22 protein-coding genes and 3 pseudogenes are annotated in these 25,400 nt (G+C 59.7%); 14 read left to right on the plus strand and 11 right to left on the minus strand.

Annotated features, from left to right (window positions below):
• Nucleotides 1-26: 26 nt before the first annotated feature.
• Nucleotides 27-143 (minus strand): annotated as a pseudogene (locus KUF59_RS31835) (3-oxoacyl-ACP reductase); the annotation flags it as partial.
• Nucleotides 144-173: 30 nt separating this feature from the next.
• Between KUF59_RS31835 and KUF59_RS31840 the strand changes: the two are divergent.
• Nucleotides 174-344, plus strand: a pseudogene (locus KUF59_RS31840) (Ku protein); the annotation flags it as partial.
• A 123-nt stretch (nucleotides 345-467) separates the two neighbouring features.
• Here the strand turns inward: KUF59_RS31840 and KUF59_RS31845 are convergent.
• Entirely contained in the window at nucleotides 468-959 is a 492-nt protein-coding gene (locus KUF59_RS31845; protein WP_212458675.1) for an aromatic-ring hydroxylase C-terminal domain-containing protein, read from the minus strand.
• Nucleotides 960-1,015: 56 nt separating this feature from the next.
• Between KUF59_RS31845 and KUF59_RS31850 the strand changes: the two genes are divergently transcribed.
• The 4 genes from KUF59_RS31850 (at nucleotide 1,016) to KUF59_RS31865 (ending at nucleotide 6,877) form a co-directional block, all read left to right on the plus strand.
• Complete coding sequence (locus tag KUF59_RS31850; protein WP_212458676.1) at nucleotides 1,016-1,498, plus strand: LysR substrate-binding domain-containing protein; 483 nt, start codon at nucleotides 1,016-1,018, stop codon at nucleotides 1,496-1,498.
• A gap of 666 nt (nucleotides 1,499-2,164) precedes the next feature.
• Nucleotides 2,165-2,974 carry a hypothetical protein gene (locus tag KUF59_RS31855; RefSeq protein WP_258767385.1) on the plus strand — a complete coding sequence of 270 codons (810 nt, stop codon included), beginning with the start codon at nucleotides 2,165-2,167 and terminating at the stop codon, nucleotides 2,972-2,974.
• 939 nt (nucleotides 2,975-3,913) lie between these two features.
• Nucleotides 3,914-5,623, plus strand: coding sequence for an adenylate/guanylate cyclase domain-containing protein (locus tag KUF59_RS31860; protein WP_309500879.1), 1,710 nt, complete (start codon nucleotides 3,914-3,916; stop codon nucleotides 5,621-5,623).
• Nucleotides 5,624-6,025: 402 nt separating this feature from the next.
• Nucleotides 6,026-6,877 (plus strand): ABC transporter substrate-binding protein, encoded by an 852-nt coding sequence (locus KUF59_RS31865; RefSeq protein WP_258767386.1) that lies wholly within the window; start codon nucleotides 6,026-6,028, stop codon nucleotides 6,875-6,877.
• Between the two features lie 135 nt (nucleotides 6,878-7,012).
• Here the strand turns inward: KUF59_RS31865 and KUF59_RS31870 are convergent, their stop codons facing one another.
• Nucleotides 7,013-7,744: a phosphotransferase enzyme family protein gene (locus tag KUF59_RS31870; protein ID WP_258770048.1), complete on the minus strand. Its 732-nt coding sequence runs from the start codon at nucleotides 7,742-7,744 to the stop codon at nucleotides 7,013-7,015.
• A 333-nt stretch (nucleotides 7,745-8,077) separates the two neighbouring features.
• Nucleotides 8,078-8,476 (minus strand): annotated as a pseudogene (locus KUF59_RS44395) (hypothetical protein); the annotation flags it as partial.
• On the opposite strand from KUF59_RS44395, the gene KUF59_RS31875 reads away from it, so the two are divergent.
• On the plus strand, nucleotides 8,454-9,443 hold the full coding sequence (locus KUF59_RS31875) for an ABC transporter substrate-binding protein (RefSeq protein ID WP_258767387.1): 990 nt from the start codon (nucleotides 8,454-8,456) through the stop codon (nucleotides 9,441-9,443). The pseudogene KUF59_RS44395 and the gene KUF59_RS31875 sit on opposite strands and share 23 nt — an antisense overlap.
• A gap of 111 nt (nucleotides 9,444-9,554) precedes the next feature.
• Here the strand turns inward: KUF59_RS31875 and KUF59_RS31880 are convergent, their stop codons facing one another.
• On the minus strand, nucleotides 9,555-10,184 hold the full coding sequence (locus KUF59_RS31880; protein WP_258767388.1) for a ParB/Srx family N-terminal domain-containing protein: 630 nt from the start codon (nucleotides 10,182-10,184) through the stop codon (nucleotides 9,555-9,557).
• A gap of 1,244 nt (nucleotides 10,185-11,428) precedes the next feature.
• On the opposite strand from KUF59_RS31880, the gene KUF59_RS31885 reads away from it, so the two are divergent.
• From KUF59_RS31885 to KUF59_RS31895, 3 genes are all read left to right on the plus strand, one after another.
• Nucleotides 11,429-11,605 (plus strand): hypothetical protein, encoded by a 177-nt coding sequence (locus KUF59_RS31885; RefSeq protein WP_258767389.1) that lies wholly within the window; start codon nucleotides 11,429-11,431, stop codon nucleotides 11,603-11,605.
• 312 nt (nucleotides 11,606-11,917) lie between these two features.
• Nucleotides 11,918-12,067 (plus strand): hypothetical protein, encoded by a 150-nt coding sequence (locus tag KUF59_RS31890; RefSeq protein ID WP_258767390.1) that lies wholly within the window; start codon nucleotides 11,918-11,920, stop codon nucleotides 12,065-12,067.
• Nucleotides 12,068-13,126: 1,059 nt separating this feature from the next.
• Nucleotides 13,127-13,285, plus strand: a complete 159-nt coding sequence (locus KUF59_RS31895; protein ID WP_258767391.1) for a hypothetical protein — start codon at nucleotides 13,127-13,129, stop codon at nucleotides 13,283-13,285.
• A gap of 246 nt (nucleotides 13,286-13,531) precedes the next feature.
• On the opposite strand, the gene KUF59_RS31900 is transcribed toward KUF59_RS31895, so the two are convergent.
• The 4 genes from KUF59_RS31900 to KUF59_RS31915 all read right to left on the minus strand — a co-directional run bounded on the left by KUF59_RS31900 (nucleotide 13,532) and on the right by KUF59_RS31915 (nucleotide 14,296).
• Nucleotides 13,532-13,675, minus strand: coding sequence for a hypothetical protein (locus tag KUF59_RS31900; RefSeq protein ID WP_258767392.1), 144 nt, complete (start codon nucleotides 13,673-13,675; stop codon nucleotides 13,532-13,534).
• A 13-nt stretch (nucleotides 13,676-13,688) separates the two neighbouring features.
• Nucleotides 13,689-13,826 (minus strand): hypothetical protein, encoded by a 138-nt coding sequence (locus KUF59_RS31905; protein WP_258767393.1) that lies wholly within the window; start codon nucleotides 13,824-13,826, stop codon nucleotides 13,689-13,691.
• 75 nt (nucleotides 13,827-13,901) lie between these two features.
• Nucleotides 13,902-14,165, minus strand: a complete 264-nt coding sequence (locus KUF59_RS31910) for a hypothetical protein (protein WP_258767394.1) — start codon at nucleotides 14,163-14,165, stop codon at nucleotides 13,902-13,904.
• Entirely contained in the window at nucleotides 14,162-14,296 is a 135-nt protein-coding gene (locus tag KUF59_RS31915; RefSeq protein ID WP_258767395.1) for a hypothetical protein, read from the minus strand. Before KUF59_RS31915 ends, KUF59_RS31910 begins: the two co-directional genes overlap by 4 nt.
• Before the next feature lie 513 nt (nucleotides 14,297-14,809).
• On the opposite strand from KUF59_RS31915, the gene KUF59_RS31920 reads away from it, so the two are divergent.
• Complete coding sequence (locus KUF59_RS31920) at nucleotides 14,810-16,600, plus strand: vanadium-dependent haloperoxidase (RefSeq protein ID WP_258767396.1); 1,791 nt, start codon at nucleotides 14,810-14,812, stop codon at nucleotides 16,598-16,600.
• Between the two features lie 63 nt (nucleotides 16,601-16,663).
• Complete coding sequence (locus KUF59_RS31925; protein ID WP_258767397.1) at nucleotides 16,664-16,798, plus strand: hypothetical protein; 135 nt, start codon at nucleotides 16,664-16,666, stop codon at nucleotides 16,796-16,798.
• Between the two features lie 159 nt (nucleotides 16,799-16,957).
• Here KUF59_RS31925 and KUF59_RS31930 read toward each other — a convergent pair whose 3' ends face one another.
• Nucleotides 16,958-20,335: an adenylate/guanylate cyclase domain-containing protein gene (locus KUF59_RS31930; RefSeq protein ID WP_258767399.1), complete on the minus strand. Its 3,378-nt coding sequence runs from the start codon at nucleotides 20,333-20,335 to the stop codon at nucleotides 16,958-16,960.
• Nucleotides 20,336-20,668: 333 nt separating this feature from the next.
• Here KUF59_RS31930 and KUF59_RS31935 point away from each other — a divergent pair, with 333 nt between their 5' ends.
• A complete protein-coding gene (locus tag KUF59_RS31935) occupies nucleotides 20,669-21,700 on the plus strand; it encodes an IS110 family RNA-guided transposase (RefSeq protein ID WP_258767401.1) in 1,032 nt (343 codons plus the stop codon).
• 179 nt (nucleotides 21,701-21,879) lie between these two features.
• Here KUF59_RS31935 and KUF59_RS31940 read toward each other — a convergent pair whose 3' ends face one another.
• On the minus strand, nucleotides 21,880-22,494 hold the full coding sequence (locus KUF59_RS31940; RefSeq protein WP_258767402.1) for a hypothetical protein: 615 nt from the start codon (nucleotides 22,492-22,494) through the stop codon (nucleotides 21,880-21,882).
• A gap of 81 nt (nucleotides 22,495-22,575) precedes the next feature.
• Between KUF59_RS31940 and KUF59_RS31945 the strand changes: the two genes are divergently transcribed.
• Entirely contained in the window at nucleotides 22,576-24,639 is a 2,064-nt protein-coding gene (locus tag KUF59_RS31945; protein WP_258767403.1) for a glycosyltransferase family 2 protein, read from the plus strand.
• A 50-nt stretch (nucleotides 24,640-24,689) separates the two neighbouring features.
• On the plus strand, nucleotides 24,690-25,391 hold the full coding sequence (gene bcsS / locus KUF59_RS31950) for a cellulose biosynthesis protein BcsS (RefSeq protein ID WP_258767404.1): 702 nt from the start codon (nucleotides 24,690-24,692) through the stop codon (nucleotides 25,389-25,391).
• Nucleotides 25,392-25,400 lie beyond the last annotated feature (9 nt).

Genomic DNA, 25,400 nt, shown 5'->3' on the forward strand with positions numbered 1-25,400 from the left:
GACACATCGCGCGCGGCCCAGCGCGTCTAGATGCGGTGGTGACCGGCGGCTTGCCCTCCATGGACTCGGAGGATCTCGCCGGTCACAAAGCCTGCGCCATCCAGGTAGAGCACCGCATCAACGATGTCGGATATCTCTCCCATTCAGCCCAGAGATGGAGTGCAGCCAAGGCGCGCTATCTCATTCGCCCCTATTATCTGCGACCGGATGGCAAGGTCGGCCATGACGCCTTCGCGGTGATCCGCGAGATGGACAAGGTCGCGATCGGTCGGGTGGTGCTGACGAACCGCGAGCACATCTTCGCGCTCGAACCGCTCGACAGGAGTCTCGTCGGCACGATGCTCCCGCTCGATGAGCGTGGAAACCTCCGTTCAATAGGTCTTCATTTTCCCCTCCCTTGAGACAAGCCGGTTTTCAAGCCGGCTGCCGTTCATTCCGTTCTTAAAAATTATCCGCGCAGCGTCGCATCACGCGGCGGCGACGGACTTCGCCTGCGCCTTCGCACTACGGCCGAGGATCTGGCCGAACACGTCGAGCAGCACGTCGGGGGCATTCACTGCTGCCTCCCTGGCGCACCAGGCGACATACATGTCGGGACGCACCAGCACGCAGCCGTCCTCGTCGACTTCACTCTGGCGATACCAGTCGGCATAGCTGTCGAGCGCATCGCAGCCTTGCGGGCCGATGGTGACGACATCCACCGGCAGGCCGTAAGCCTTCTCGACTGCGGCAGCCGCCGTCTTCCAGCCATCGCCCCCGATCCCGGTGAGCAGCGTGAAACGGCCCTTGCCGACAAGATCGAGCGTCGATTTGCGCTGGCCCTGATGCTCGACCCAGACATGAGGCAAGTGTGCGCCGGGCCAGGTGGTCGCCTGATAATAAAGTTCGTGATCGCGGCTGAAGGCCGGCATCGGCGTGCCGTCGGACACGACGGCGGTCGAGCCATAGCGCTGGTTCATCTCGACGCCGTGGCAGTCTGTTCGATATCGCTCCGGACGAACTGCTGCCGTTCGTCATGGCAGGTCACGCCGAGTTCGGAATCGGCAGCTTCGAGGACGATGGCACGTCGGAGGCGCGGATCGAAACACTTATGGAAAGCCCGCTCTCGGCGATCGTTATCAAGAACGGGCGGTTCGAGAAGCGTCGGCGCTTGACTTGGGACGAACTCACCGCCTCCGAGCTGATCGCCATGCGCCGCGGAACGCGAATCCGTACCCAGATCGACGAGGCCTTGGCGCAGACGGGCCAGGAGCTGAAGCCAACCCTCGAAGTCTCACTAATTACGACTGCCTTGGCATTGACTGCGGAGGGTGCCGGAATCAGCATTCTGCCGGCGCACATGCTACCCAAGGCGCAGTTTCCAACCCTTGCAGCCGTTCCTCTGAGCCAGCCGACCGTCAAGCGACATGTCTCGCTGTTGAGCCGGGCCGATTTTACACTCTCGCCCGCAGCGGAGCAGTTTGCCGAAATCGCCAGGCGCGCCTGGTCGGCGAAATAGCGACCTGAGCGCGTGGACGATTCATCTCAATCACATCGCGCTTTAAGCCTTCACCGGTCCAGCGGCAGACCGGCCACGTAGTGCTCCGCGAAAGAAGAAGTAGACGAGAGCGACGGCGATGAGCCGAGCAAGGCAGCCGTCCCTTCTCCGTTTCATCGACAAAGCGTCGATCCTTCGCCAACTCGGCGTCTTTCTGCCACGGCTGAAGCAGTGAGATTGAGCATTTCGCGGCGCAGCGCGGGCGTCGAGCCCGCCAGAACGGCCTTGCCAAGCGCGCTTCACACCAGCACTCGCCCCTTCGCTTCTATTCACCGAATTTCGTTCGGATAAACAGATATTCGACGGTTTATCCGCAGGGGTTCTAAGTTGTTGAATTCTGGCGCTCCCTAGGGGAGAGGGTCATTTAAGTCGCATCAACGACTTAGCGGAAAATTTGGGGCAACAGTGCGGCATTGAAGATCAAAGACTTTCTGAGGCGCACCCCAAACCAGAATTTGAGCCGCTCGATCATGCGGTCTACTATGGCCGACAGAACCTTGGACGGTATACGCGGATCGCGCCTACTCGTTATGCCGCTTACGACGCTGACGGTCATTTCCTGGGCGAGTTCTGCGGGCGCCGGAACGCCTATCTGGCTGTGGCTGCTCTCGCGGAAGGGAGCGCACAATGAACGTGCTCTCACCCATTGCGGCAGCCATCTACGACAGCATCAATGGCGCGCTATCGCCCGATCAGCTCGATAACTTCGCGCGCTCCGTTTGGCACCATTTGAGCCGAGGTGTGCTTACCGATGACGAGGCCACGTTTCTTAGCAACGCGGTCGAAAAGCGCCGGCCGCTGCGCGCCGTCAACTTGGCGGCCGGCGTTATGGTTGGAAAGACCGCCGCCCGCATGTTCTCCCGGTTCGCTCCTCGGGCGTGTCGGAGGCGGTTGACCGACCACGAACGCACGAAGCGACGCCACCGGAAGCGGATGCTCGGCGGATCAGCCGTCATGCCGGACAATATTCGACACCACTACACGGAGGGCGAGCGGGCCGTGCTGTGCATTGTGGCAGGCGAGGTCAAGCGGCAGGGCGTTTGCGAGCTCTCCATTGATGAGATTGGCGACCGCGCGGGCGTCGGGAGGACAACTGTGCAGAATGCAATGCATCACGCTCGGCTTCTTGGTCACCTCGAAATCAAGGAGCGGCCGCAACGGGGCGCGAAGAATCTAACGAACGTTGTGCGCGTCATCTCGGACGAGTGGCTTACTTGGATCAAACGAGGCAAGTCAGCTGCGCGCACCATAGGGTCCAAATCAATCGAAAATGTGAACACCTCAAAGACCACAAAGATAAACATAGGAGGAGACGGCGCCAACCTATTGGCACGGGTGCCAACCGGTTGGCACCGTAGGGCTAGGCGAGCAATGAGCGGCGACTCTGCTCCAAGTCAGCAACAGCAAGCCGAGGGCAATAGCCGCCCTAAGCTCTGACGCGTAGTGGCCTCTCCAAGAACAGGTATGCCCCCTCGCCTCCTGGCATATGCGTTGATGCTCAGTACACCCATATTATTGCCCGACTAACTTTCTGAATTCGCACTGCCGAACGATCGACACCGCAGCACTCGCGATCGCACTTGCTGGTGGGGGGCGGCAAAAGCCTGGAGACGCTCTCTAGGACCGGTCCTCTAGTGGCGGATTTTTTGCCGCAAAATCCCGCGGAAATTATTTTTTGGCGCGTTCGCGAAAGGAAGCGGCCGCCTTTGCAAAAGGTTTCGCGAGGCGAAGAGCGGACGTCGTTCGCTTGGGACACCCCATGGGTCCCTCTAGGACTAGGATCGATCGCGGGTAATTCGCACCCCTCGGTCTCGGCAGCTGGTGCGGTCCAAAAGTTAGGTTGACACGGTTGACAGAGTTGACGTCGAGGTTGACACGCGCCCGGCCCCTTACCAGCCAACGGACCACAATTTCGAGGTTAACGCGGTTAACACGTCGGTTAACACATGACCTTCCTTGAGATGGTGCAAGATGTTCGCTGTCGGCATCGGGGCCGAGAAATCCCTGACTGTCGCTTATGTCAGCTGGACCCTGAGCGCGAAGTCAGGGCGGTGTCCTCGGTTGTCAGGTCATGGAGTTAGACCGGAAGCAATCGGCCGACCTTCCGAACGGCCCATGACCTTTCACGTCATTTCGCGGCAACACACTAGTTCGGTCGCGATCGGAGCGAGGCGGATGTCTAGCCCCGAAGCGGACCTGGCGCGGCGTCCAGACCCGACGCTTCGTCCGGATGGGATGGCGGATTGTAGCGCTGCGGCGGTGGTGGATTATTGTTGGGGTTCCACGTCTTCCGCCTGAGGTTCAACCTGCTATATTCAGTCCAAACTAGCAGGGATGGCGGTGGTTACGGCGCGCGTTGAGAGACGGTTAGCGGCGGTGCTGGCAGCGGACGTTGCCGGTTATTCGCGGTTAATGGGCGCTGACGAGGTCGGAACGCTCGAAGCCCTTAAGGCCATCCGCCGCGAAATCGTTGATCCAGCCATCGCGGAGTACAAGGGCAGGATTGTTAAGACAATTGGCGATGGTCTCTTGGTCGAATTCGCCAGCGCTGTCGACGCGGTGACTTGCGCCATGGCTGTTCAAGAGAAGATGGCCGGCCGGCAAGGACAAATTGCCTTTCGCATTGGCATCAACATCGGCGACATTATCAGCGACGAAAACGATATCTTTGGTGATGGCGTGAATGTGGCCGCACGCGTTGAGAACGAGTGCGCGCCGGGCGGCGTTTGTCTGTCAGGAAGTGCGTTCGAACAAGTCAGGGGAAAAACGAAATTCGAGTTCGATGATCTAGGCGAACGATCGCTGAAGAACATTGATCGGGTGGTTCGACTATACGGAGTCAAACTTGGCAACGCGCCGAAGGCAACGATTGTGGACAACTATCGATCGCTGCCATTACCCGACAAACCTTCAATCGCGGTTCTACCGTTTCAGAATATGTCCGGTGACCCGGAGCAAGAGTACTTCGCCGATGGCATGGTGGAAGACATCATCACTGCGCTGTCCCGATTCAAATGGCTGTTCGTGATCGCCCGCAATTCGACCTTCACGTATAAGGGGCGGTCCGTTGACGTCAGGCAGGTTGGACGGGAACTAGGGGTTCGTTACGTATTGGAAGGCAGCGTGCGAAGGGCAGCCGACCGAGTACGGATCACAGCGCAGCTGATTGACGCGGAGACCAGGGCCCATATTTGGGCAGATCGCTACGACCGCGCCGTCGACGACATCTTTGCTTTGCAGGATGAAATTACCTTGAGCACTGTCGCCGCGATCGAGCCCAGCCTGCGCCAAGCCGAAATTGAACGAGCGAAGCGCAAACGGCCTGAAAATCTCGACGCCTACGACCTTCTGCTACGTGCGACGCCTCTGGTGGATACTGGGATGCCGGGGGGTGCGTCGCAGGCAGTGCCACTCCTAGAGCGCGCACTTTTACTTGAGCCGAACTACGCGCTCGCGCACGGCCAGACGGCGTTTTGCAATGAAATACTATATCTCCGAGCGGGAAGGCGTGAAGACAATCGCACAGCTGCGATACAGCATGCGCATATCGCAGTGGCGCTTGGCCCCGACGATGCCCCGGCGCTTGTCTACGCCGCAATCGCTATCGGTCTCGTCGAACATAACCGTATCTTGGCTCAGGAAACGTTCGAGGCCGCTCTTGCAATCTCGCCATCGGCAGCGTGGGCATATTCCTGGGGCGCGTTGATTTTGGGTTGGGGAGGGGAAGCCGAGCGTGCCATCGAATGGGGCGAGCGAGGTATCCGCCTTAGTCCACTCGATCCCTGGATTACGGCGGCGCTGCATGGCATCTGCATGGGCCATTTTCTTCGCGGGCGCTATGAAGATGCTGCGGCGGCAGCGCAACGGGCCATTCGCAGCAAACCAGGTTTCAGCGTCTCGCACATGTTTCTGGCAGCGGCGCTGGCTAAACTCGGACGAATGGAAGATGCGAGTGCGGCTGCCGAACGCGTGATACAACTTCAACCCAACTTCAGCAGCAATGGTCAGTGCTCCGCCATCGGTTGCGTGCCGGTGCTCGCAACACGTCTTATCGAAGCAATGCGCGCTTCAGGTCTTCCCGAGTAATTGGGATCCGCCGCCTCGCTGGCGATGTGGGTCGGCCATTGCCGGCATCCCAAGTTGTCTGCTCTTGGCCCATCAAGAAGTGACGACACCCCTCGTTGACGTCCGCTTATTGGAGCAGAGCGGACCGGATTTGCTCAGTCTGAGTTCTTCGCTTGTTGACCCAAAGGCGAATTTCATCTGTGATAAATACCGCCAGATCAGCCTATTTCTGTGTTGTGCGCGAGGTTCGGTCCGCTTGTACCATCGTCAGATTGTGCTCTACTCTTACGAGTCCGCGAGCAGTCCAACTACGAGGGCGATGCAATGAGGCGCCGCGAGTTCATAGTGCTTGTCGGCGGCTCATCCGCGCTATGGCCGTGTGCTGCACGGGCGCAACCAACCGGACGGCGCTATCGCGTTGCAATGCTGGCCACAGAACGAGCGCAGCTCCTTGTCGAAGAGCTCAGCCGAGCTGGATTTGTGACAGGCCGAAATCTTGAGTTCGATAGCCGCGGCGTTGGCGTTCTGCCCGCGGCGTACGAGGAGGTCGCGCCGGAGATGGTCAAAGCGCGACCGGACGTTATCATAGCATTCGGGCCAGACGCGATAAGGGCTGCGCAGAAGGCAACCCGTCACATCCCTATTCAAGCGCTTGCAGATGACTTGCTTGGCAGCAAGCTCGTGGCCTCCATGCCGCACCCTGAGGGAAACACAACCGGCGTGGCCATCTTTGCATTTCAACTGGATGTGAAGCGATTGGAGCTATTGCATGAAGTCCTTCCCAGGGCTCAACGCATCGCAGTGCTGGCAGACCACGAGCCGATACGAAACATCGACGTTCTCGAGAGTGCTGCCCGTGCGCTCGGTATCAAGATTGCATCATTCACGGCGCGGTCTGAGAATGACGTCACCAGGGCAATCGAAGTCATGCAAACGACCGGGATTGAAGCGGTCAATGTGTTGGCGTCACCCGTTCTTTGGCGCTTCCGCCAGCTTATACTTGACCATTTGAGTGTGCATCACATTCCGTCCATTTGGCAGTGGCCGGAAGGCGCTGAAGCGGGCGGTTTGGTTGCCTATGGTCCACGTCTCCCTGATGTTTTTCGCCAATGCGCTCGTCAGGTCGTGAAGCTTCTGCGTGGCGCCAACGTGGCGGATGTACCCGTTGAACAACCAACTGAGTTTGTTCTCGTTATCAACCTCAAGGCCGCGAACGCGCTTGGTGTGATCTTTCCGCCAGCGATCATCGGCCGCGCCGATCAGGTGATTGACTGAGGTCCGCTTCTGGCCCGAAGGCGAAGATGGTTACGACGCCCGGCTCGTCAGCAGTTGAGGCAGGACCGGATCTCGCGGTGACGCAGCCAAACCGACGCGATTGACCCAAAGCGGTCGCCGAGCCCCGCCGCTTGCTCAGACCGCTCGAACTTCGGCAAGCCGCTTGATCGAGTACTCATCATCCCAGCAAACAGCAGCTTGCCACGCGGCCGACGCTTGCGCCGCTATGTCATGCGTGACGCTGTCGAGACCAGCGGCGTTATGGGGCAGCGCTAGGTCGAGGTCGGGAACGTCAACATGCGACTCGTCCCAGTCGATTAGCGCGACGCGACCTGCGGTCATGCGGATGTTGCGCGGGTTAAGGTCGCCGTGGACGACCGAAGTCTGATTTCCAGCAAGCCGAGCCCATGCGGCTCGGCATCGAGCAACGCCCTCAGGCGGCATCTTGCGGAGGTCGATCCTTGTCCCGGTCTCGGCGTGCAGGAGATCGATCGACGATCGCCAGCCCGGTCGCTGCGGCCAGCCCCGCGTCAACTGATGCAGCCGCCGGAGCGTATCGGCCACGCGACGCCAGTCGGCCTCCGTCTCTGGCGGCCGGCCCTCCACGTATGTCATCAGCACCAGACCGTCCGCGAACAGTCTGCCGTCTGTCGTCGGGATTGGCACCGGCACTGTGAGACCTTCGCGGTCAAGGCGTTGGAGAAGCTCGGTTTCCCACACGAGATCAGCGTCGCTCCTGGTGCCGAGACGGCCAACCGCGAGCTGCCCCTGGACACGCATGCTCCACACGTCGTTGGCAACCCCGCCAGCGAGTGGTTCGATGCGAGCTACGTCCTCACCCCACTGCCCGAGTGCTTCCCATCCCACTGGCGACATTAAAGCCTCGGCTTGGTCCGCCTGTGGATTGGGCCTTCCGGCATATACCATCCGGCTTTTTTTTCGCACCGTTGGATTTTCATCACTTTGCTGGGCGGCAGAGATCGCCGCAGCAGCAAGAGCACTGCTGTGGACGAACTGTCCGACCACTTCAATCGCCATTGCGCGAACATGCGCGTCGGGATCGCATTGAAGCAGGCTCATCGCCTTCGGAAGTACTACAACTTCCTCGGGCCTGCAGGTCCCTTCCTTGCACCGGTCGCATGCCAACGTATGCAAGGCGGAGCATCTGACGCGCTCATCGCTGTCGTTCAGCATGCCCATCAGATCGGCAAGAGTGTCGGCCGACAGATACCGGTCGAGAAACCTGCAACAATGCAAGCGGACATCAGGATTGTCGTGCCGCAGCCCGGCGCGCACTGCAGGAAGCGCTCGTATCCCGAGATCGAGCAATGCCCGATAGGCGTTAGGCGCCTTGTACGGCAACGCGAGTTCTCTGATGATCTGGTGGCGCTCTGTCAATGTCAGCAACCGGTCAGGTTGTGGAATGTTGCCAGCACTAGCACACCGCGACACTTGTCTCCAGACCGGCATTTCCGCTTTTGGACCCAAAACGGACATATGGTGGCCATAAGGCGATCCCCGGGCCACTGCCGCTGTGTTAAGCTCGCAAATCATTTTGCTCACTCCGGGAGCGAACATGAGGCGGCGCGACTTCATCATCCTTTTCGGCAGTGCAGTGACCGCGTGGCCGCCAGCAGCCCTGGCACAGCAAACTCATACTAAGAAGATACCTCGCGTCGGTGTCCTTTGGCATGCTGCAAATGCTGAGCAAGAAGACGTCTACTTGCGCGTCGTGACTAAGGCATTCGCTGATCTGGGCTACGTCGACGGCAAGAACATTCTGCTTGAGCATCGCTTTCCGGCCGAACAGCCGGACAGGTTTCGCGCATTTGCTAGGGAGTTCGCCGAAAGCAAGGTTGACGTTATTCTTGCAGTCACCACGCTCGGTGCTAAGGAGGCCAAGCAGGCCACCAACACTATTCCAATTGTAGTTGTTCTCGATGGCGATCCTGTCGCTAATGGCCTCGTCGAAAGTCTGGCCCGCCCCGGTGGGAACGTCACCGGGCTTTCCCTGATGTCGGTTGACGTATCCGGCAAGCGTCTTGCGCTTTTTAGAGAGCTGGTTCCAAATCTGTCCCGATTGGCGATCATGGTTGATCCGAGAGATCCGGGCGGCCCGCGTATGCGCGCTGGTTACGAGAGGGCGGCGAAAGCTGCGACGGTTTCGACACAATACTTCGGTGTGACAACGCCCGACGAAATCGAGCAGGCGTTCTCTACAATTTCTCGAGACAGTTTTGATGGCGTGGCCTTGGCCGGACCTTTGTTGTTCAATGAACGGGTGCTGATCGGTGCGTCCGCCCTCAAGCATAGGGTGCCAACGCTGTCCCTCATCGGTGAGATGGTCCCGCATGGCCTCCTCTTGTCCTATGGGCAGGATTTTCCGGATTTCTTCCGACGGTCGGTCGGCTACGTTGACAAAATACTGAGAGGTGCAAACCCCGCCGATCTGCCTGTCGAACAGCCTACGCACTTCAAGCTCGTGATCAACTCAAAGATGGCCAAGGCGCTCGGGATAACTATTCCGCAGTCTTTGCTGATCACCGCTGACGAGGTGGTCGAGTAAGCCGTGGAGCGAGGTCTCCTATTGGCCTATCGCGTTTTTTCTTTGCGCTGCGGTATTTGGTCGGTATCGCAGCATGGCGGACTCGAGTAAGCCGCATCAATCAAACTCGATTTATGAGACGCGCCCTAGATATTCGGCGCAGATCGCGGCGAGCGCATTGCCTTGCGGCGATCGATTGGGATTGTCGGGGTCGCGCGGCTTAGTCGCCCTAGCGATGGCGCGCTCGACGATGTCCCACTGCTCGCCATAGAGAATGAACGTCATGTCGCGATACGGAGACCGATCGCCATCCGGCAATTCCGGCATGGCCTCAAGCACACCGACTCCGACCGAAAGCCGGGATAACTCGCTCTCGGTGATGCCGGTCAACGATAGCTCAAAGCCGCCTTCGAGAAGGTCGTTCAATTCGAGCCGCAGCATCTCGTCATCCCAATCGGACGCATCGGTCAGCCGATTGTCCGCGATGACATAGGCGAGCTTCTGCTGATCGCTCCACCCGCGCGCGACGATGACCGGCACCTCGGGGATGGCGAGGAGTTTGCCCGCCGCCAGTCGGCCGTGACCGGCGAGAACCATGCCGTCATCCGCCGCAAGGATCGGCATCGTCCAGCCCCACCGGCGGATCGACGCCGCGATCTGCTCGATTTGCTCGGGCGAATGGCGCCGCGAATTGCGCTCATAGGGCCGCAGCCGCCCGATCGGCCAAACCTCGACGGCGGCTTTATCGATCAAAGCGTCCATTTCTGAGCCAATTTTCCGGGTTTTGGCCCATTTCCGAAAGCGCGAGATATTGTCGGAACGACTGACCGCTGCCACCGATTATCTCATGGGCCACGTCGAGCGCGGCTAGTCTCCGTGGTCCGGCCGGTCCCGCTTTCGACACCCTCCTAAGCGTGCTTGGAGGCGGGACCGCGCTCGTTAGGGAGAACCAAGCAGGAAGCAGATTGAAACAACACCCTGAACAAACTTCGCCAAGTACATTTCTGAATGCTCACTGTTGGCCTGATCGCGCCCACTGACTACTCCGTCCGCGAAGACGGACGGCCTATCGGCCGCATCAGGCTGGCTCACGAGCGCGCGCCCGCCATTTGGCTCTGGCACATCACCGTGCCGCTGCCCGGCCCGCCCTTCGGTGACGCCCAGACGCTCGACGAGCCAAAGGCCGGTTCAACGTGGCATGGGAGGCGCTCAAGGCGCGGCAAAGTGCGGAGGAGCTCACGCAGGCCATTGAGGCCGTAAGCCACGCGAACCGACGGGATCGATGGCGGTGAACTACTCGCAATGTGGATCAGAAAGACCAACCCTTTGGATTGCCGGATGCGAGGAACAGCTTGCACTACTTTAGTTCCGATTTCACGGGAGTGATGACTTCGCCAACGCGGCCACAATGGTCACAAGTGAATACGTGCTCGATGGTCCTTTCTGCGGCGCGAAGCGTCGAGCGCGACCATGACATCGGCAAGATTGCATTCCGAACAGATCGGAGCGCTGGGTTGATCGATCGGGCGCCTGAGTATTTCCATCTGAGGACCACTGCTTCCTCGGGAACATTATAGGCTCACCGCCAAAGCATGGCACCAACTTGGGATATGTCGAGCCCAGCGGCCACGTGGTTCCAAGCAAAGCGAAAATTCACCCGGATCAAATACACACGAAGGGGGCGGTCCCGCGATCCCGCGAGGCTTTACCATTCCGGGGAAACCACTAAATTTCAGGGCCTACTCTCGGGCACTTCTGTTCGGGGGAAGCTTTTGATGGTTCGTCTCAGCATGGGAGGGAGACGATGCGGCAACAGAGGATGACCGTATACCGACCCGAGAATTCGGAGATCGACATCGCTCACCTTTGGATAAGATACCACGACATAGTGGAAAGATCGGTTGAGCTATTAAGCCAGGCGCCGCCCGATACTTTCTTGGGGCGGAAGCATCACGACCCCATTCCGCTGCCACCGATTGCTCCAAGACGTCGCGATTGAGCCGGAAATGGTCAGCCGCATCACGGCAGCTTACGAGCAAACGCTCCGTACCCTTTGCGTCAAGGATCGCGACGATCCCCTTACGGAAATGGTCGCGAAGAAGATCATCAAGGTAGCGCAAAGCAGCGTCTATACCCCGACGGAGATATCGGCTCGCGCGATCAAAGAACTTGAAATGCGGTAAGGCACTTCATGCCCGCCGCTTGGAACTGAAACATTCCCAACATCGGGAAGTTGGCTCTTGGGCCTCGGGGCTTCGCAATGTGCGAGGCACGCTATGACCCCTCTACCGCCAGGCGAAGCTATTCTCACTGTCGCCATTATGGGCGTCGCTTTCCTAATCGAGGTCGCATTTTTGGCCTTGATCGGAATATTCTGAGAGACCCCGCTACATCGGTTGGCACGGGAGGACGCCTCAATTCCGGCCCAAATTTTTCAAAGTTCCCCGCAACCATCGGCCCTCGTTCGGCGTCATTGCTCAATTGCGGAGCGCATTATGGACGACGATGAGGAACAGCAAGAGCTGCAAGATCAGATCATGCGCTACCGCATGATGGAGCGCGACGTCACTGATCCGCTTGCACTTGGTCTGCTGCACGACATCGTTGCAGAGTTAGAGGCGTCTCTGCGACCGGCCGACGAGTAGCGGTCGCCGCCATTAATCCGTTGCGGTCGGGGCCGTTTCTCCCTCTGCGGAGGAGCTAACCCCGAATTCCCTCGACAATCTTGGTACACGGGGTTTCGTATGCGCTCTAGACAATCGCGCCACCACAACTCGGACCCAATTGTCCGCGTCCTGACCGGGAAATGGAACTGCGGGTTCTTTCCCGAATTGCCGTTCTGCCGGTCTACTCTAGCGCTGCGAGGGTCGTTCCGCCGCTTCGGACTCTGAGCTTTTTGATGAATGATTTAGTCGAGCAAATTATGGAGGCGGCTGCCGAGGGGCGGCCTATAACTTATCCTGGTTCCGAGAGTGAGTTACGGAAACACATTTCTACGTACATCGAGCTATTGTGGTCGGCCGGAAAACGCGATCCTGAAGAGCTAACCAATCTGGGCCTGGAGTATCTACGCAAGCTCCTTGATGGGCCTAATCCCAAGTACAGCGGCTGTTGAGAGGCCTACTAGCTCCGTCGGCCAGCTCGTCGATGAGCAATTCGCGATACTGTTCTCCGACTACCGGGAGCTCGCTGGAGGCAGCCCAGACGGTCTTCAAGAATGCTCTTTTTCTCGATGAGGATCGTGGCGAGCTTCCTATCGACCTGTTCTCGCAATGACCAAAGTTCATCGATAGAGAGGCGCTGCAAGTTCGATCTTTGCGCCATGATAGTCCCTCCGAAGTAACGGGCGGCGCTGGTTCTGTACTATCACATGCCGCCACGGGCACAGGTACAGCTTTAACCAGTAGTACCCCTGAAAGTTCCTGAACTGGATCTCGGATAAGCGAGCGGAGCCAATGACTTGTCTGGAAAACTGGGCGAGCCAAGCGCCGCTGCGGCTTTCCCAAAATACCTTTGCAATCGTCGGCCTTCGATGGCCCTCGGCCACGTCAATCGACCCACGTGCGGGCCAACCCTTGCGGTCAGCGTATCCGAGCACGCGCTACCGATCCCAGCCGATCATGTAGCGGAGGATGGGCCCCGCCCGGATCACTAGCGGGTCGCGGCACCAGCACGGTGAAGCGTGCCATCGAGGAGGCGGCATCATGATCACCTTTGACCTCAAGCATCGGCGCGTCGACAAGGCGAGAAGCCGCCTAGCGGCCTGGATCGATTTGCCGATCGCCATCGCATCGCGCGAAGTGCCGCGTAATGGACCGGCTTGCGGAGTTGGCGCCGGGACGGAAACAACCCCTCAGGCATAGAAATAGACCAGAGGCAGAAAGACGTATGTCCACCAGGCCAAGCCAGCCAATCCAGCCAAGACGAGCATATCCTCGTCGGTCATGGGGATCTCCGAGGGCAGTTTCGATTACCGTCCAACCAACGAGCGGCGGTGCGCGTTTCAATCGCGCATCAAATATACTTCAAAGGGGAACATTTTTTTCGACACCGTGCGGTCGGCCTTGATGTGGCTGGGTTTCCCGTGCGCAACGCGCTGGAAGCACGACCTAGTCCTTGTAGGGCGGGACGCCGGGCGGCGGGGGATCTTCCGGCTTGTCCGCTGTCGGCTGCTCCTGTGCGGCCTTGTCCGCCGGCGGCTTGTCCGCATGGCGCCGGTCCTCATGCGCGTCCTCTTTCGGCTTGCCTGCCATGGCACCCTCCGTGTTAGCGGCGCCGAGTCGACATCGCCCGGATGACCGCGATTGCGAGGTTTAGCGTCATCTCCTGCCGCATCACCTCGGCGAAGTCCTTGTAGAACGGCACGTCTTGCCGGATCGGGACCGACGGCCGCAGCGAATACATCAGCTTGATGCGGCCCTTCGCCTTGCGTACCGATCGGCCCTGGAAAATGAAGCGCCCGCGCTTGAAGCTGTTCCGCTAATTCTTCGGCTGCTGCTGCGTCCGCACGGCGCCGCCGCTCGTCCGCTGCACGTTGACCGACGACGGGATCGAGAGGTTGCCGCCCTTCGCCCGGCGCGTGCCGCCCTTGGCATGCAGAAACAGGTTCGCCCGACCGATCTTGTCGTAAATCTCGACCGTCAGATCACCCTTCGTGGCGCGCGAGCCCTTGGTCGTCAGCGCGGCATTCATGAACGAACGATTGCGAACGGTGACGGACGACGGCCATGTCGTCTCGATCAAATACGACCGGTCTTTTCGGCGGCCATGTTGAGCGTGGTCGCCATGATGTAGGGGATTTGATCGGCAGCGCCGAAGTCTATGGCGCGCTGCTTGATCTGCGAGAAATCGAAATCAACCCCGAGCGTTGGCATAGGTAGTAGGTGTGCTCATAAGGCGTAGATGTCAGCTTCTGACGGCCAAGCGGAAATCTTACGCTCGGTCAGAGCATTACTGCTCGTGACCCAACTCGGACGTCGGAGCCATTGATTTTGACCGGATTGCCTGTGCGACATCCTGGCCAATATGAAGGTCTTTTGGGCTGGCGTGGGATCTTGTAGTCTTCTTTGAAGCTGCTTTTCGAGACGGGGCGTGCCGACGTCTCCGTTCGAGGCGAATGGCAGCGGGGAATGCCGTCGGCGGGCATCGCACTCTCGTAAACCGACAATTCTCTTGCGCCGGTCTCTTCTTGGGCATCCGCCATGCGCGCGGGCGCGGGAAAGCGCTCAGGCCGCATGTCCGAAGGAAACAAGCGCGCGCCTCAATAACTGACAGCGGGGACTAATACCGCAATTCTCCGCGCATCTGTTGGCGACGGACATGCACATCGCGGGGCGCCCGACTTGTTAAATTCGTCGAGAGCGGTGCCCGCGAGGGAGGAGATCTCCATGGCTGATCACCCCATCATACCAACTGAATCCGACCTGGCATCGCGGGGGCGGCCCCTGACCGCGGTTACTCGCCGCTCGCTGCTTGGCGGGGCTGGCATCGCAGTTGGCGCCGCCGTGCTTGCACCTCCGCCGACCATGCCCGGAATAGCCCCGGCGGCGGCGCAGCCTGCGAGCGCGGACCCGCGACCGCTTGACGCGGCATTCAAGAGTCGCGCCCTGGAAGTGCGAGGGGTCTGCGCGAGCAACAACGAGAAAATTCCCATCGCGCCCCACCCGACGAATGGCGATGAGGCGCGCTACACCAACAAGATCGGCTCCGATTCACGGGGCCTGCCGCACGACAAACGCGGCGAAGTCGAACAGGCGGCATGGCAGACCCTCTATGCCGCTTGCCAGTCGGGCGATCCCGCTGATTTTGAGAAAATCACGCTCGGCGGCACTCGCAAACTGGTCAATCCCTTGGGCACACTGGCCGTCAGTCTCAGCGGCATCAACCCTACTCAGATTGCGATACCGCCGGCACCGGCCCTTGCAAGTGCGGAGCGCGCCGGCGAGGCGGTCGAGGTCTATTGGCAAGCCCTGCTTCGTGATGTTCCGCTTACCGAGCTGCGCGACGACACCACCAATCGCGACGTGCTTGCAGCAACCGAGGAAATCAACAAGCTTTCCGATTTCCGGGGGCCGAAGTCTGGTGGGCGGGTCACACCCGGTACGTTGTTCCGCGCCAATGCGCTTTATTTCGACGCAGGCGACCCGAAGGGCCGCTCCGTCACGCCTCCAGGCGTTTTGGACGGTCCAATGATCTCGCAATTCCTGTTCCGGGACGCGCCCTATGCCGCACAGTGGATCAGTGCTCAAATTCGCACTGTCTTGCCCGCCAACGAATTCCTGACCGAATACGAGGAGTGGTTGGCAATCCAGAACGGCGTCGCACCGAAACGCCAGTTGCAGTTCGACGCGACACCGCGATACGTAACGACAGGAAGAGATCTCGCGGAGTATATCCATACTGGTCCTGCACTTGGGTGGGCGGCAGCGCTGCTCCTTGCCACCCCAAGCGGTGGGACGGACAAACGCTACTCCGGGATCTATCCACCGGCAGAGCCCGTGTCCTACCCATCGAACCCGTATCGGAAATCGAAAACCCAGGTACCTGCGGGTGCCACCTTCGGGTTGATGTATGTGCAAGCACTCCTCGCCACGGGGATTAGTAACTCCGTCCGCGCGTCCTATTGGCAGAAGTATTTCGTGCACCGGGCTGTGCGACCGGAAGCCTACGGCGCTCTGGCGCACCATCGCCTCGCCAATGGCGTGAGCGACTACCCGCTGCATGATGACTTCCTGAAATCGGAAGCCCTCGATCGCAGTAAGGCCAAATACGGCACCTATCTTTTGTCACAAACCTATCCGGAGGCCGCGCCGTTTCACTCCACCTATCCTGGCGGTGCCACGAGCGTTGGCGCCGTCACGGCTACCATATTGAAGGCGTTTTTCGACGAGAGCCGCGTCATCGCCAACCCGGTACAGCCCGATCCGGCCGACCCGACGAGGCTCGTGCCCTATAGCGGCCCGCCGCTCACGATTGGTGGAGAGTTGAACAAGCTCGCGGTGAATTTTGGTTTCGGGCGGAATTGGGCGGGCATCCACTGGCGTTCCGACGCTTCCGCCTCCATGGCGCTCGGCGAGGAAGTGGCTATCGGCATGCTGCGGGACGAGCGCTCGACCCTCCGCGAACCCTTCGACGGCTTCTCCTTCACGCGCTTCGACGGCAGCCGCGTGACAATCTGACAGCAGCCGGGCCACGCCCCTGCCGTGAGGCGCCTGGTCCTGTGCAGAGAAGTGGAAGCGTTTATGCCCGACAGCCTATTGGTTAAGCTAGGCGCGGCGCCTGCTCAATTAACGATGGCCCAAACCGGGGCCGCCAAGGCGCTCGGCCTCACCGTGCTGCCCTCGTTGCTTATCCGCGCCGACGAGGTGATCGAATAGCGACGACAATTGCGGCGGTGCATGAGTCCGTTCATGGCCCTTAGCGACAGAAATCCATGTCCGCTCGCGTGCCGGCGATCAAGGCAAGAGCGGACTCATTTTGCTCAATGTGAGTTCTTCGCATTTTGCCCCCAAGCTGAAGCAACCATCGACCCCTGGTTAGCAGGGGCTCGAAGGCGCTGTGCGGGCAAGTTCGTCCAGCAGATGCTTCGCGTTCTCCAGGTCCGGCGTGTCGAAGCCCTCGGTGAACCAAGCGTAGACGGACGCGAGGATGTCCTGGGCCTTGCGTCGTTCGACCTTCTCGACCCAAAGCCGCGCGAGGGCTTTGGCGGCGCGCAACTCCCAAAGCCTGGCCCGCTGATTGCGAGCAACCGCAAGCGCGCGTTGGAAAGAGGCCTCGGCCTCGTCACGGGCAGACAACTCCAGGAGCAGTTCGCCCTTGCAAAGGTACAGCGCTGCTTCTTTCCATCGCTCGTTGGTCTCGGGGATCAATGCTAAGGCCTCGTCGATGGCGTCAAGAGACGCCTGGAGCTGGCCAAGACTTCCAAGTGCGTTCGCAAGCAGGAGGAGCCAGTGAGTCACCATGGCCTTTGCATCGCCGCGCCAGGCCGCTATTCCCTCGCGCAGCTGTCTCAGGCCGCGATCCGCCTCGCCGGCCCGAACCATTAGCCAACCCTTCATGATTATTCCTGCAGTTCGCCACAGGAAGAAGCCGTGCTCGGTACAGACTGCGATCAGCTCATCAACGATGCTCTCGTCTACTCCGATATGGCCATGCCGCTTGTAAGCTCCGGCGTCTCTTTCAAAGATACAGAACAGAGATGCTTGGAACAGGCCGAACGCTATCGATGGATTGTGTCTTTGCGCCCGTATCACCTCCAGCAGCTGATTGAATGCCTGCTGCGCCTGATCCGGATAACCCAGCGGATGGAGTGCATGGGCGAGATAGGAAAGGTTTGCGACTTGAGGCTCGTAGCTGAAGCGGTAGGCAAGGTCAGCATGCTCCTTCGGATCGTACAACGTGAACGCCTCCGCCATGTGCGTCCGACCCAGGTCAAACTCCCCACGATGCACCTGCACAATCCCAATACATCGGTGCGCGATCATCATGGCAGTCGAGTCTTGCTTTCGCTCAGCCCGGCCTAGCATGGCTGTCGACGTCGCGAGCGCAGCGTCTGTTTGGCCACGCAGAAGGTATATAACATACCTGCCGAAGTCGGCGATGCTACGCTGCCTTGGGTCATCAACCCGCTCGCATAATTCTTCTGCCCGTGCAATTGCCGCCACCGTGACCGGGGATGACCAACCCTTGGCGGCCATGCAGGCCGTGGCTAGCGCCACCTGCATATCGAGTTCCAGACAGACGTGTTCGGGATGATCGGGCAGCGTCTGCAATAGTCGCAGGCCATGTTGCAAGTGGGCGATCGATTCAAGAGTCGCGGAGCGCTGGATCGCCAATTGCGCAGCTTGCCACCAGTACTTGATCGCCCGTTCGGTGAGACCTGCCTCGGTGCAATGATGAGCGATAATTTCCGGCAGTGTCTCGGCGTTCCCGATCACTCGCGCTTCAAGGGCCTCCGCGATGCGAGCGTGCAACTGCTGCCGTCGGGGGCGCAGCAAGGTGCTGTAAGCGGCGTCCTGCACCAGCGCGTGCTTGAAGGTGTACGTGGCATCGGGCGGCGTCCCGCGCCGGAATACCAGCTCCGCCCGGATAAGCTGCTCCAAAGCGTCCTCGAGCTGCTGTTGCGACATGTCGGCGACGGCGGTAATCAGCTCATGGGAAAACTGACGCCCGAGCGTCGCTGCAATCTGCGCCGCTTCTCGAGTTGGCGCCAATCGATCGAGCCGGGCCAGAAGCGAGGCCTGGAGCGTCGTTGGGATCGCCAACTGATCTCCGGCATTGGTCATCCATCCGCTCTCGACGACGGATTTGGTCAGCTCCTCGATGAACAGTGGTATGCCATCCGTGCGATCAATGATCTGGTCGCCAATCTCCTTAGGCAATGTCGTGCCGCCCGCTACGTGCGCGATCATCTCGGCGCGCTGCCGAGGTGGCAAGCGGTTGAGACTGAGCAATGTCACGTGCGGACGGCCGACCCAGGGTGGCGTAAACTCCGGTCGAAACGTGAGAATCATCAGAACACGCAGCGCCGCGGCCCGGTCGATCAGCAGGTCCAGCGATTCCAGCGTGGTGGGGTCGCTCCAATGGATGTCTTCCCATAGCATCAGCAGCGGCTGCCGTGCCGCGAGTCCTTGGACTTGGCCCATCTGCACTTCAAGTGTTTTCTCTTTGCGCTTCTGCGGCGTCAAATCGAGCGGCGGGTAGCGGTTGCCGGCCGGTATCGACAGCAAGTCCGCCAATAGAGGGACGGCTTCGCTCAGCTCCGTGCTCGCCAGAGCGAGGACCGCCACAAGCTTATCCAAGCGAGTCTCAGCCGTATCCTCGCGTCGAAATCCGGCCACCTGCTCCAACTGGGTAATGCTGGGATAAAGCGCACTGTGCTGATGATGTGGCGAGCAGAAAAAGCGCAACCGCGTGTGCGGCTCCTTGTCCAACTGCTCCAGCAGGGTTTGAGCGATGCGCGACTTGCCGATGCCGGGCTCGCCTACGATCAGGACGACGGAACCCTCGCCGGTCCTGGCCCGCTCCCAGCGCCGCATCAACAACGCGATCTCTTCCTCGCGGCCAATCAACGGCGTGCTGGCGGCCCGGAGCGCCTCGAACCGACTTCCGATTAGGCTCGCGCCCAAGACTTGCCAGACATGCACTGGATAGTTAATGCCCGCGACCGGCATGGTCCCGAGATCGCGATAGTCAAACAGGCCGCCAAGTATGCGGCGGGTACCCTCTGCGATGACGACCGCGTTCGGTTCGGCAAGCCCTTGGAGCCGTGCCGCAAGATTAGGGGTCTCACCGATGACGGCTTGTTCCTGGGCGGCGCCCTCTCCAAGCAGATCACCCACGACCACAAGGCCCGTGGCAATACCGATACGCACCCGCAATTTGGTCGCGTGGCCCGTATCGAGTTTGGCCACGCCATCGATCAAGGCGAGGCCGGCGCGCACTGCCCGCTCCGCGTCTTCCTCATGCGCCCGCGGGTAACCGAAATAAGCCAGCACGCCGTCACCGAGATACTTGGCAACAAAGCCGCCGGACCTAGTGATGATTTCGGCGCAACGGCGATGATAGGCGCCGATGATGTCCCGCAACTCCTCCGGATCGAGCCGCGCCGACAATGCCGTGGAACCGACGAGGTCGGCGAACATGACGGTGAGCTGGCGACGTTCGGCCTCGGGAACCTTACCGCCGAAGCGCTTGGGCTCGACCGGCTGTTCGGTCGTGTCGCGAAAAGTGTCAACTCGCAAGGCGGCGATCGCATTGAGGAGAATGCGGCGATGGCCAACCGCCGTCACCCCGAGGTCTCTGAGGTCCTCGGCCGTCAGCGTGGGCAGGATTGCCTCATCGATCGCGTTGTCCCGGAACGCCTGCCCGTAGCGTTCCAGGCCGAGGCCGCGCAGCCAGGCAGAAATATTCATGCCTTCACACGCACACTTGGCCGCACTCATCCAAGGGCCATAGTCGCCGCCGTGCGGCCGCTACGTTAACCGTGCGCCGCACCAGTAACAAGATAGACAGTTTGCCCCACCTCATGGAGCCAAAGACGGGTTGCGGGGCATCCGAACGAGCCAGTGAGGCTCTCCCGATCCCCTCCAGTTTGCGACGGAGAACGCCCATTCATTGGGCCGGAGGAGGTGATTGAATGAACCCGCGACTTCCGGTTCTGATGCTGTGGGACGGCTCCTCCACCGGCACGAGAGTGCCAAGGAGTGGGCGCCGTTTGAGGCTCCCACGATTCGGAGGAGCAGCCTATGCAGTCGATTTCGACAATCGGTCTGGATATCGCCAAGTCGGTCTTTCAAGTGCACGGCGTTGATGCAGCCGGCCAGGTGGTGATACGCCGCCAGTTGAGGCGACGGCACGTCCTGGCATTTTTCCAGAAGCTGGCGCCATGCCTGGTAGGCATCGAGGCGTGCGCATCATCGCACCATTGGTCTCGCGAGCTGCAGGCGCTGGGGCATACGGTACGATTGATGCCTCCGGCCTATGTGAAGCCCTACGTCAAGCGGCAAAAGAACCACAGCACCGACGCGCAGGCGATCTGTGAAGCGGTCACGAGACCCACCATGCGGTTTGTACCGACCAAGACGGTCGAGCAGCAGAGCTGCCTGATGCTTCACCGGGCGCGGCATCTCTTCATCCGCCAGCAGACTGCCGTGATCAATTCAATCCGCGCCTATCTCGCCGAGTTCGGGATTGTCGCCCCCGTCGGGCGCAGGGGTGTTGAGCAGCTGCTGGAGATCGTCGCCGATAGAGCCGACTATCGGCTCCCGGAGGTGGCCCGTGCTTGTCTTGCTGCTCTCGGCAGTCAATTGCGCGCACTGAAGGCCCAAATCCTGGAGTTCGACCGACGCATCATCGCCTGGCATCGATCAAGCGTGACGAGCAAGCGGCTTGACGCGATCCCCGGCGTCGGGCCGGCGCTGGCAACAGCTCTGGTCGCCAGCATTGCCGATCCCAAGGCTTTCCGATCGGGACGAGACTTCTCGGCCTGGGTGGGGCTCGTGCCGAAGCAGAACTCGAGCGGAGGCAAGGACAAGCTTGGCAGTATCAGCAAACAAGGCGATCGCTATTTGCGCAGCCTTTTCACGGCTGGCGCGCTCGCCGTGATCCGCTATGCCAAGATCCATGGCACGGGGCATCGGCCTTGGCTTATGGGACTGCTGACGCGCCGCCCCACCAAGGTGGCTGCGATCGCGCTCGCCAACAAGATTGCTCGGATGGCGTGGGCTATGATGGCCAGGGGTGAGCGCTACAGGGAGCCCGTCGCGCTCGCGGCGTAACCTATCGCGCCGGACATCCGGTGTGACGTAACGGTTGGGAGGGCGAACAGCACGTAATGCAGCGCCGGTCGATCCGGCGATCAGGACAACCCACTTGGGCCATGGCATCGTCGAATGCGTGGTTTTGACCGGGACCTGATCCGCGGAGGGCATTATGGCCAGCGGTCACGTGAACCGCGCTAACAGGCCGAACACATGGCTGCTCCGACTACCGCCGCATGCGTAAAGAAAACCCTTGCCAACCCGGAGCCGTCCACACATGGGCCCATAGCTGACACCTGAAACATACGTTCGCAGGTCTGCTGATCGGGTCGAAGCGGCCGTCGGTCATTGGCCTGCTTCTTCCATAAGATCAGTATCGCGAACCCGCAGCCTAGCTGCGATGGGTGCGTCCACCGCTGAACGGTGATGAAGATAAAGCCAAGCGGCGCGGGCATGCTTGCGGTCCCTCGTTGCGCGTCTAATGTTGCGTGCTCGCCCGCGATTACCCCTATCGCATTTTGTTGTGACACAACGCGGATATCGCCGAATGCTGAGATGTGCGAGTGACGCAGCCACGCGAAAAATCGTCCAGCGCTCCAATTGCCCCATGATAGGTCCACATCGCGCTTTGCCTTTTCTTCCTGATGTGGATGTGCGGACGCTTGCTTGATCATTTCCGGTAAGGCGAAGGCAACGGCTGCTTCCGGCCGCAAATTTTCGTTCTTTAGGGGGTGCGGATAAGGCCGGTAAAATGCACGCGGATTGCCACGTTTTCCTGCTATCCGAGCCGCATTTGCGTCACCTTCATCCATGCATTTGCCCCCGCAAGTCCGTCATCACCGCAAGTTCCGCATCACTAGGGGCTCTATTCCTAAATGAAGCACGAGATTCTAATGACCCGCCTCGCCGCGGGCGTGAGCACGTTTGCGTTTGCGCTTGGCCTTGCCACCGTGATTTCCGATTTAAGACCGGCATTCGATGGCTCATTTGTGCAGAAGGCTGTTCTGACGGTGGTTTTCTGCGCCGCTGTGATCAGCCTTTTCTACGGAAACATCGTTTATCAGCTGACGCGACTTGGCGAGATCAGGCGGCACGCTGCTCACCGGGACGGCGCAAATAATCGCAGCGCGGCTAGAAATGCGGAAGCGCCGCGGATCAGCATTCTCATACCGTCTTATAAGGAGCAGATTCCGGTCATAATGCAGACGGTCTTGTCGGCGGCTCTTTCTGAGCATCCCAATCGGCAAATTACGCTGCTCCTTGACGATCCACCGACAGGCCCGGCGGCCGACTTGACGGGGCTTGAGGCCGCACGCGCTCTGGTCTCTGAGTTGGATGATCTTTTCCGTGGAGCGTCGCGGCAATTCCGTATGGCCGCCGACGACTTCAACGCTCGCCGTCTCTCGGACGGCTTGTCCTTGTCGAATGAGCGCGTAGTCCTTGCTGGACTTTACGTAGAAGCCGCAAATTTCGTGAACCGGCTTGGTCTACTTTACGCGGAGCGCTCTCAACCGGTATTTGCTCATGCGGACGACGTTTTCGCGTTTGAAGTCATCGATCATCTTGACGCCGAGTATCGGAAGCACGCCGCGGCTCTTCGCAATCGGGCCGACTTCGACCTTACGCGCATTCACCTGGAGTACAGACGATTGGTCAGCCTTTTCGACGTGCCGATCGACTGCTTCGAGCGCAAGCAATTTGGAAACCTCTCCCATGCGCCAAATAAGGCGATGAATCTCAACAGCTATATTGGGCTGATTGGACGTGCATTTCGCGTATCCGAGGGATCGGACGGCATGCAGGTTCTCAAGGATTGTCCCGAAGGCAAGGCCGACCTCGTCGTTCCGGCGGCAGATTACATCCTCACTATCGACGCCGACAGCATCATCCTGCCCAACTACATTAACAAGCTCGTCTCTATCATGCAGGCTGATCCAACGATCGCCATCGCGCAGACGCCGTACTCTGCCTATCCAAACCCACCCACAAGGCTGGAGAGAGTGGCAGGCGCAACCACAGATATTCAGTACCTCGTCCATCAAGGGTTTACTGCCTACAATGCGACATTCTGGGTAGGTGCCAACGCGCTGCTGCGCCATTCAGCTTTGAATGAAATCAAAGCCACGACGACCGAGCGTGGTCATGCCATACCTGTCTTCATCCAAGACAGAACCCTCATTGAAGACACAGGTTCGACGATTGATCTCGTCGCAAAGGGATGGCGCTTACACAATCATCCCGAACGGCTCGCGTATAGCGCCACGCCTCCTGATTTCGGTGCACTCGTCATTCAGCGTCGACGTTGGGCGAATGGCGGTCTCATCATATTGCCGAGCCTCCTTGCGCTTTGGCGTGATCGCGGCTCCGCTCGCGCCGGGGGACTCGAAACGTTCGTTCGGTCTCATTACTTGATCTCGCCAGCACTCGTCAACATCGGCCTGTTGCTGCTTCTCGTAGTGCCGTTCGGTGAGGGATTCTCCAACATCTGGTTTCCGATAGCTGCGGCGCCCTATTATCTCTTATATGGACGAGACCTTATTCGATGCGGATACAGATGGTCGGATGCAGTGCGGGTCTATGCCCTGACGCTGCTGCTCGTCCCTGTCAATCTCGCTGGAGTCTACCGATCCCTAGAGCAGTTAGTCACCGGGCGTAAGAGCGCCTTCGCTCGCACTCCTAAGATCGATGGCCGAACCGCTGCGCCGCCATCCCACCTGATCTTCCTGGTCGGTCTTCTGACTACTTCCATTGTTTCGGCTGCAGCCAACCTGTGGGGAGGCAGCGTACTCTTCTGCGGATTCGCCGCAGTAAATGCTCTGTTTCTTGTGTATGGCATCTGGCGCCTGATTGGCTGGCGCGACGCCATAGAGGACATCAGAGCTGGCATCTTGGTGCGAAAAACCGGTCGTTACGCACGCGGCGACGCGACGACGCTCGCTGAGCAATCAAGCCTCTAAGTGAAGAGGCACATGACGTTTCATCGATCAGATGCGGTCGGAGAGAGCCGGTGAAGTTGTTGAAGGGCTTCACCTCGGTTTTGATGGTTGGCTTGGCGGGCGTCGCAGTCGCGGAGGAGCCGCCACGCCTTTCAGTGCAGAGTACCAGTGATTTTTCGTCCTACGGTGCTTTTTACACGGACCTTACGGCCCTGCACTCTCCGTTCGGGAACCTGTGGGAGCCTGGCTGGCGTGTGGAGGGCATTGCCTCAGCCCGCCGCTACAGTTTCGTCGATGCCGATCAGAAGCGCGTCGGGCTCGATACGACGCTCGATGTGCTTGCAGGCTACCAGTTCGCCCCGCATGGCTGGTCCTGGCTCGTCGCCGCCGGCATGACCGCCGTTAACAGCCACCTCTATGCCGCGCCTGGCTTGCCTCGATCCGACGCGCAGTTGTACGGGCTGAAGGTTCTAACGTCACTCTACGGCAAGCCGACTGATCAAACGATGGTTTACGTCCAGGCGCACTACAATACTGCATCCGAGTTCTATTACGCGCAGGGCAAGACAGGCATTGCGATCGCGCCAAATATTTTCGTGGGGCCTGAAGCAGCCTACTCAGGCGGCTGGACCTACAACCAGGTTCGTTTCGGCGGACACATTACGGGGTTTACCGTACTCGGCATGAACACGGGCGTCTCGCTCGGCTTTGTGCGAGACAGCAACTACGGCAAAGGCGTATATGGCGGCTTGAACTTTCAGGTCAATTTCTGATCGGAAATC

The organism is Bradyrhizobium arachidis, assembly GCF_024758505.1.
GTDB classification, from domain to species: domain Bacteria; phylum Pseudomonadota; class Alphaproteobacteria; order Rhizobiales; family Xanthobacteraceae; genus Bradyrhizobium; species Bradyrhizobium manausense_C.

Bases quoted from the DNA above. Each gene is read 5' to 3' on its own strand.
- KUF59_RS31845 (WP_212458675.1), bottom strand. From the start codon at position 959: ATGAACCAGCGCTATGGCTCGACCGCCGTCGTGTCCGACGGCACGCCG.
- KUF59_RS31850 (WP_212458676.1), top strand. From the start codon at position 1,016: ATGGCAGGTCACGCCGAGTTCGGAATCGGCAGCTTCGAGGACGATGGC.
- KUF59_RS31855 (WP_258767385.1), top strand. From the start codon at position 2,165: ATGAACGTGCTCTCACCCATTGCGGCAGCCATCTACGACAGCATCAAT.
- KUF59_RS31865 (WP_258767386.1), top strand. From the start codon at position 6,026: ATGCTGGCCACAGAACGAGCGCAGCTCCTTGTCGAAGAGCTCAGCCGA.
- KUF59_RS31875 (WP_258767387.1), top strand. From the start codon at position 8,454: ATGAGGCGGCGCGACTTCATCATCCTTTTCGGCAGTGCAGTGACCGCG.
- KUF59_RS31880 (WP_258767388.1), bottom strand. From the start codon at position 10,184: ATGGACGCTTTGATCGATAAAGCCGCCGTCGAGGTTTGGCCGATCGGG.
- KUF59_RS31885 (WP_258767389.1), top strand. From the start codon at position 11,429: ATGGTCAGCCGCATCACGGCAGCTTACGAGCAAACGCTCCGTACCCTT.
- KUF59_RS31890 (WP_258767390.1), top strand. From the start codon at position 11,918: ATGGACGACGATGAGGAACAGCAAGAGCTGCAAGATCAGATCATGCGC.
- KUF59_RS31895 (WP_258767391.1), top strand. From the start codon at position 13,127: ATGATCACCTTTGACCTCAAGCATCGGCGCGTCGACAAGGCGAGAAGC.
- KUF59_RS31900 (WP_258767392.1), bottom strand. From the start codon at position 13,675: ATGGCAGGCAAGCCGAAAGAGGACGCGCATGAGGACCGGCGCCATGCG.
- KUF59_RS31905 (WP_258767393.1), bottom strand. From the start codon at position 13,826: ATGTATTCGCTGCGGCCGTCGGTCCCGATCCGGCAAGACGTGCCGTTC.
- KUF59_RS31915 (WP_258767395.1), bottom strand. From the start codon at position 14,296: ATGCCAACGCTCGGGGTTGATTTCGATTTCTCGCAGATCAAGCAGCGC.
- KUF59_RS31920 (WP_258767396.1), top strand. From the start codon at position 14,810: ATGGCTGATCACCCCATCATACCAACTGAATCCGACCTGGCATCGCGG.
- KUF59_RS31925 (WP_258767397.1), top strand. From the start codon at position 16,664: ATGCCCGACAGCCTATTGGTTAAGCTAGGCGCGGCGCCTGCTCAATTA.
- KUF59_RS31930 (WP_258767399.1), bottom strand. From the start codon at position 20,335: ATGAATATTTCTGCCTGGCTGCGCGGCCTCGGCCTGGAACGCTACGGG.
- KUF59_RS31935 (WP_258767401.1), top strand. From the start codon at position 20,669: ATGCAGTCGATTTCGACAATCGGTCTGGATATCGCCAAGTCGGTCTTT.
- KUF59_RS31940 (WP_258767402.1), bottom strand. From the start codon at position 22,494: ATGGATGAAGGTGACGCAAATGCGGCTCGGATAGCAGGAAAACGTGGC.
- KUF59_RS31945 (WP_258767403.1), top strand. From the start codon at position 22,576: ATGACCCGCCTCGCCGCGGGCGTGAGCACGTTTGCGTTTGCGCTTGGC.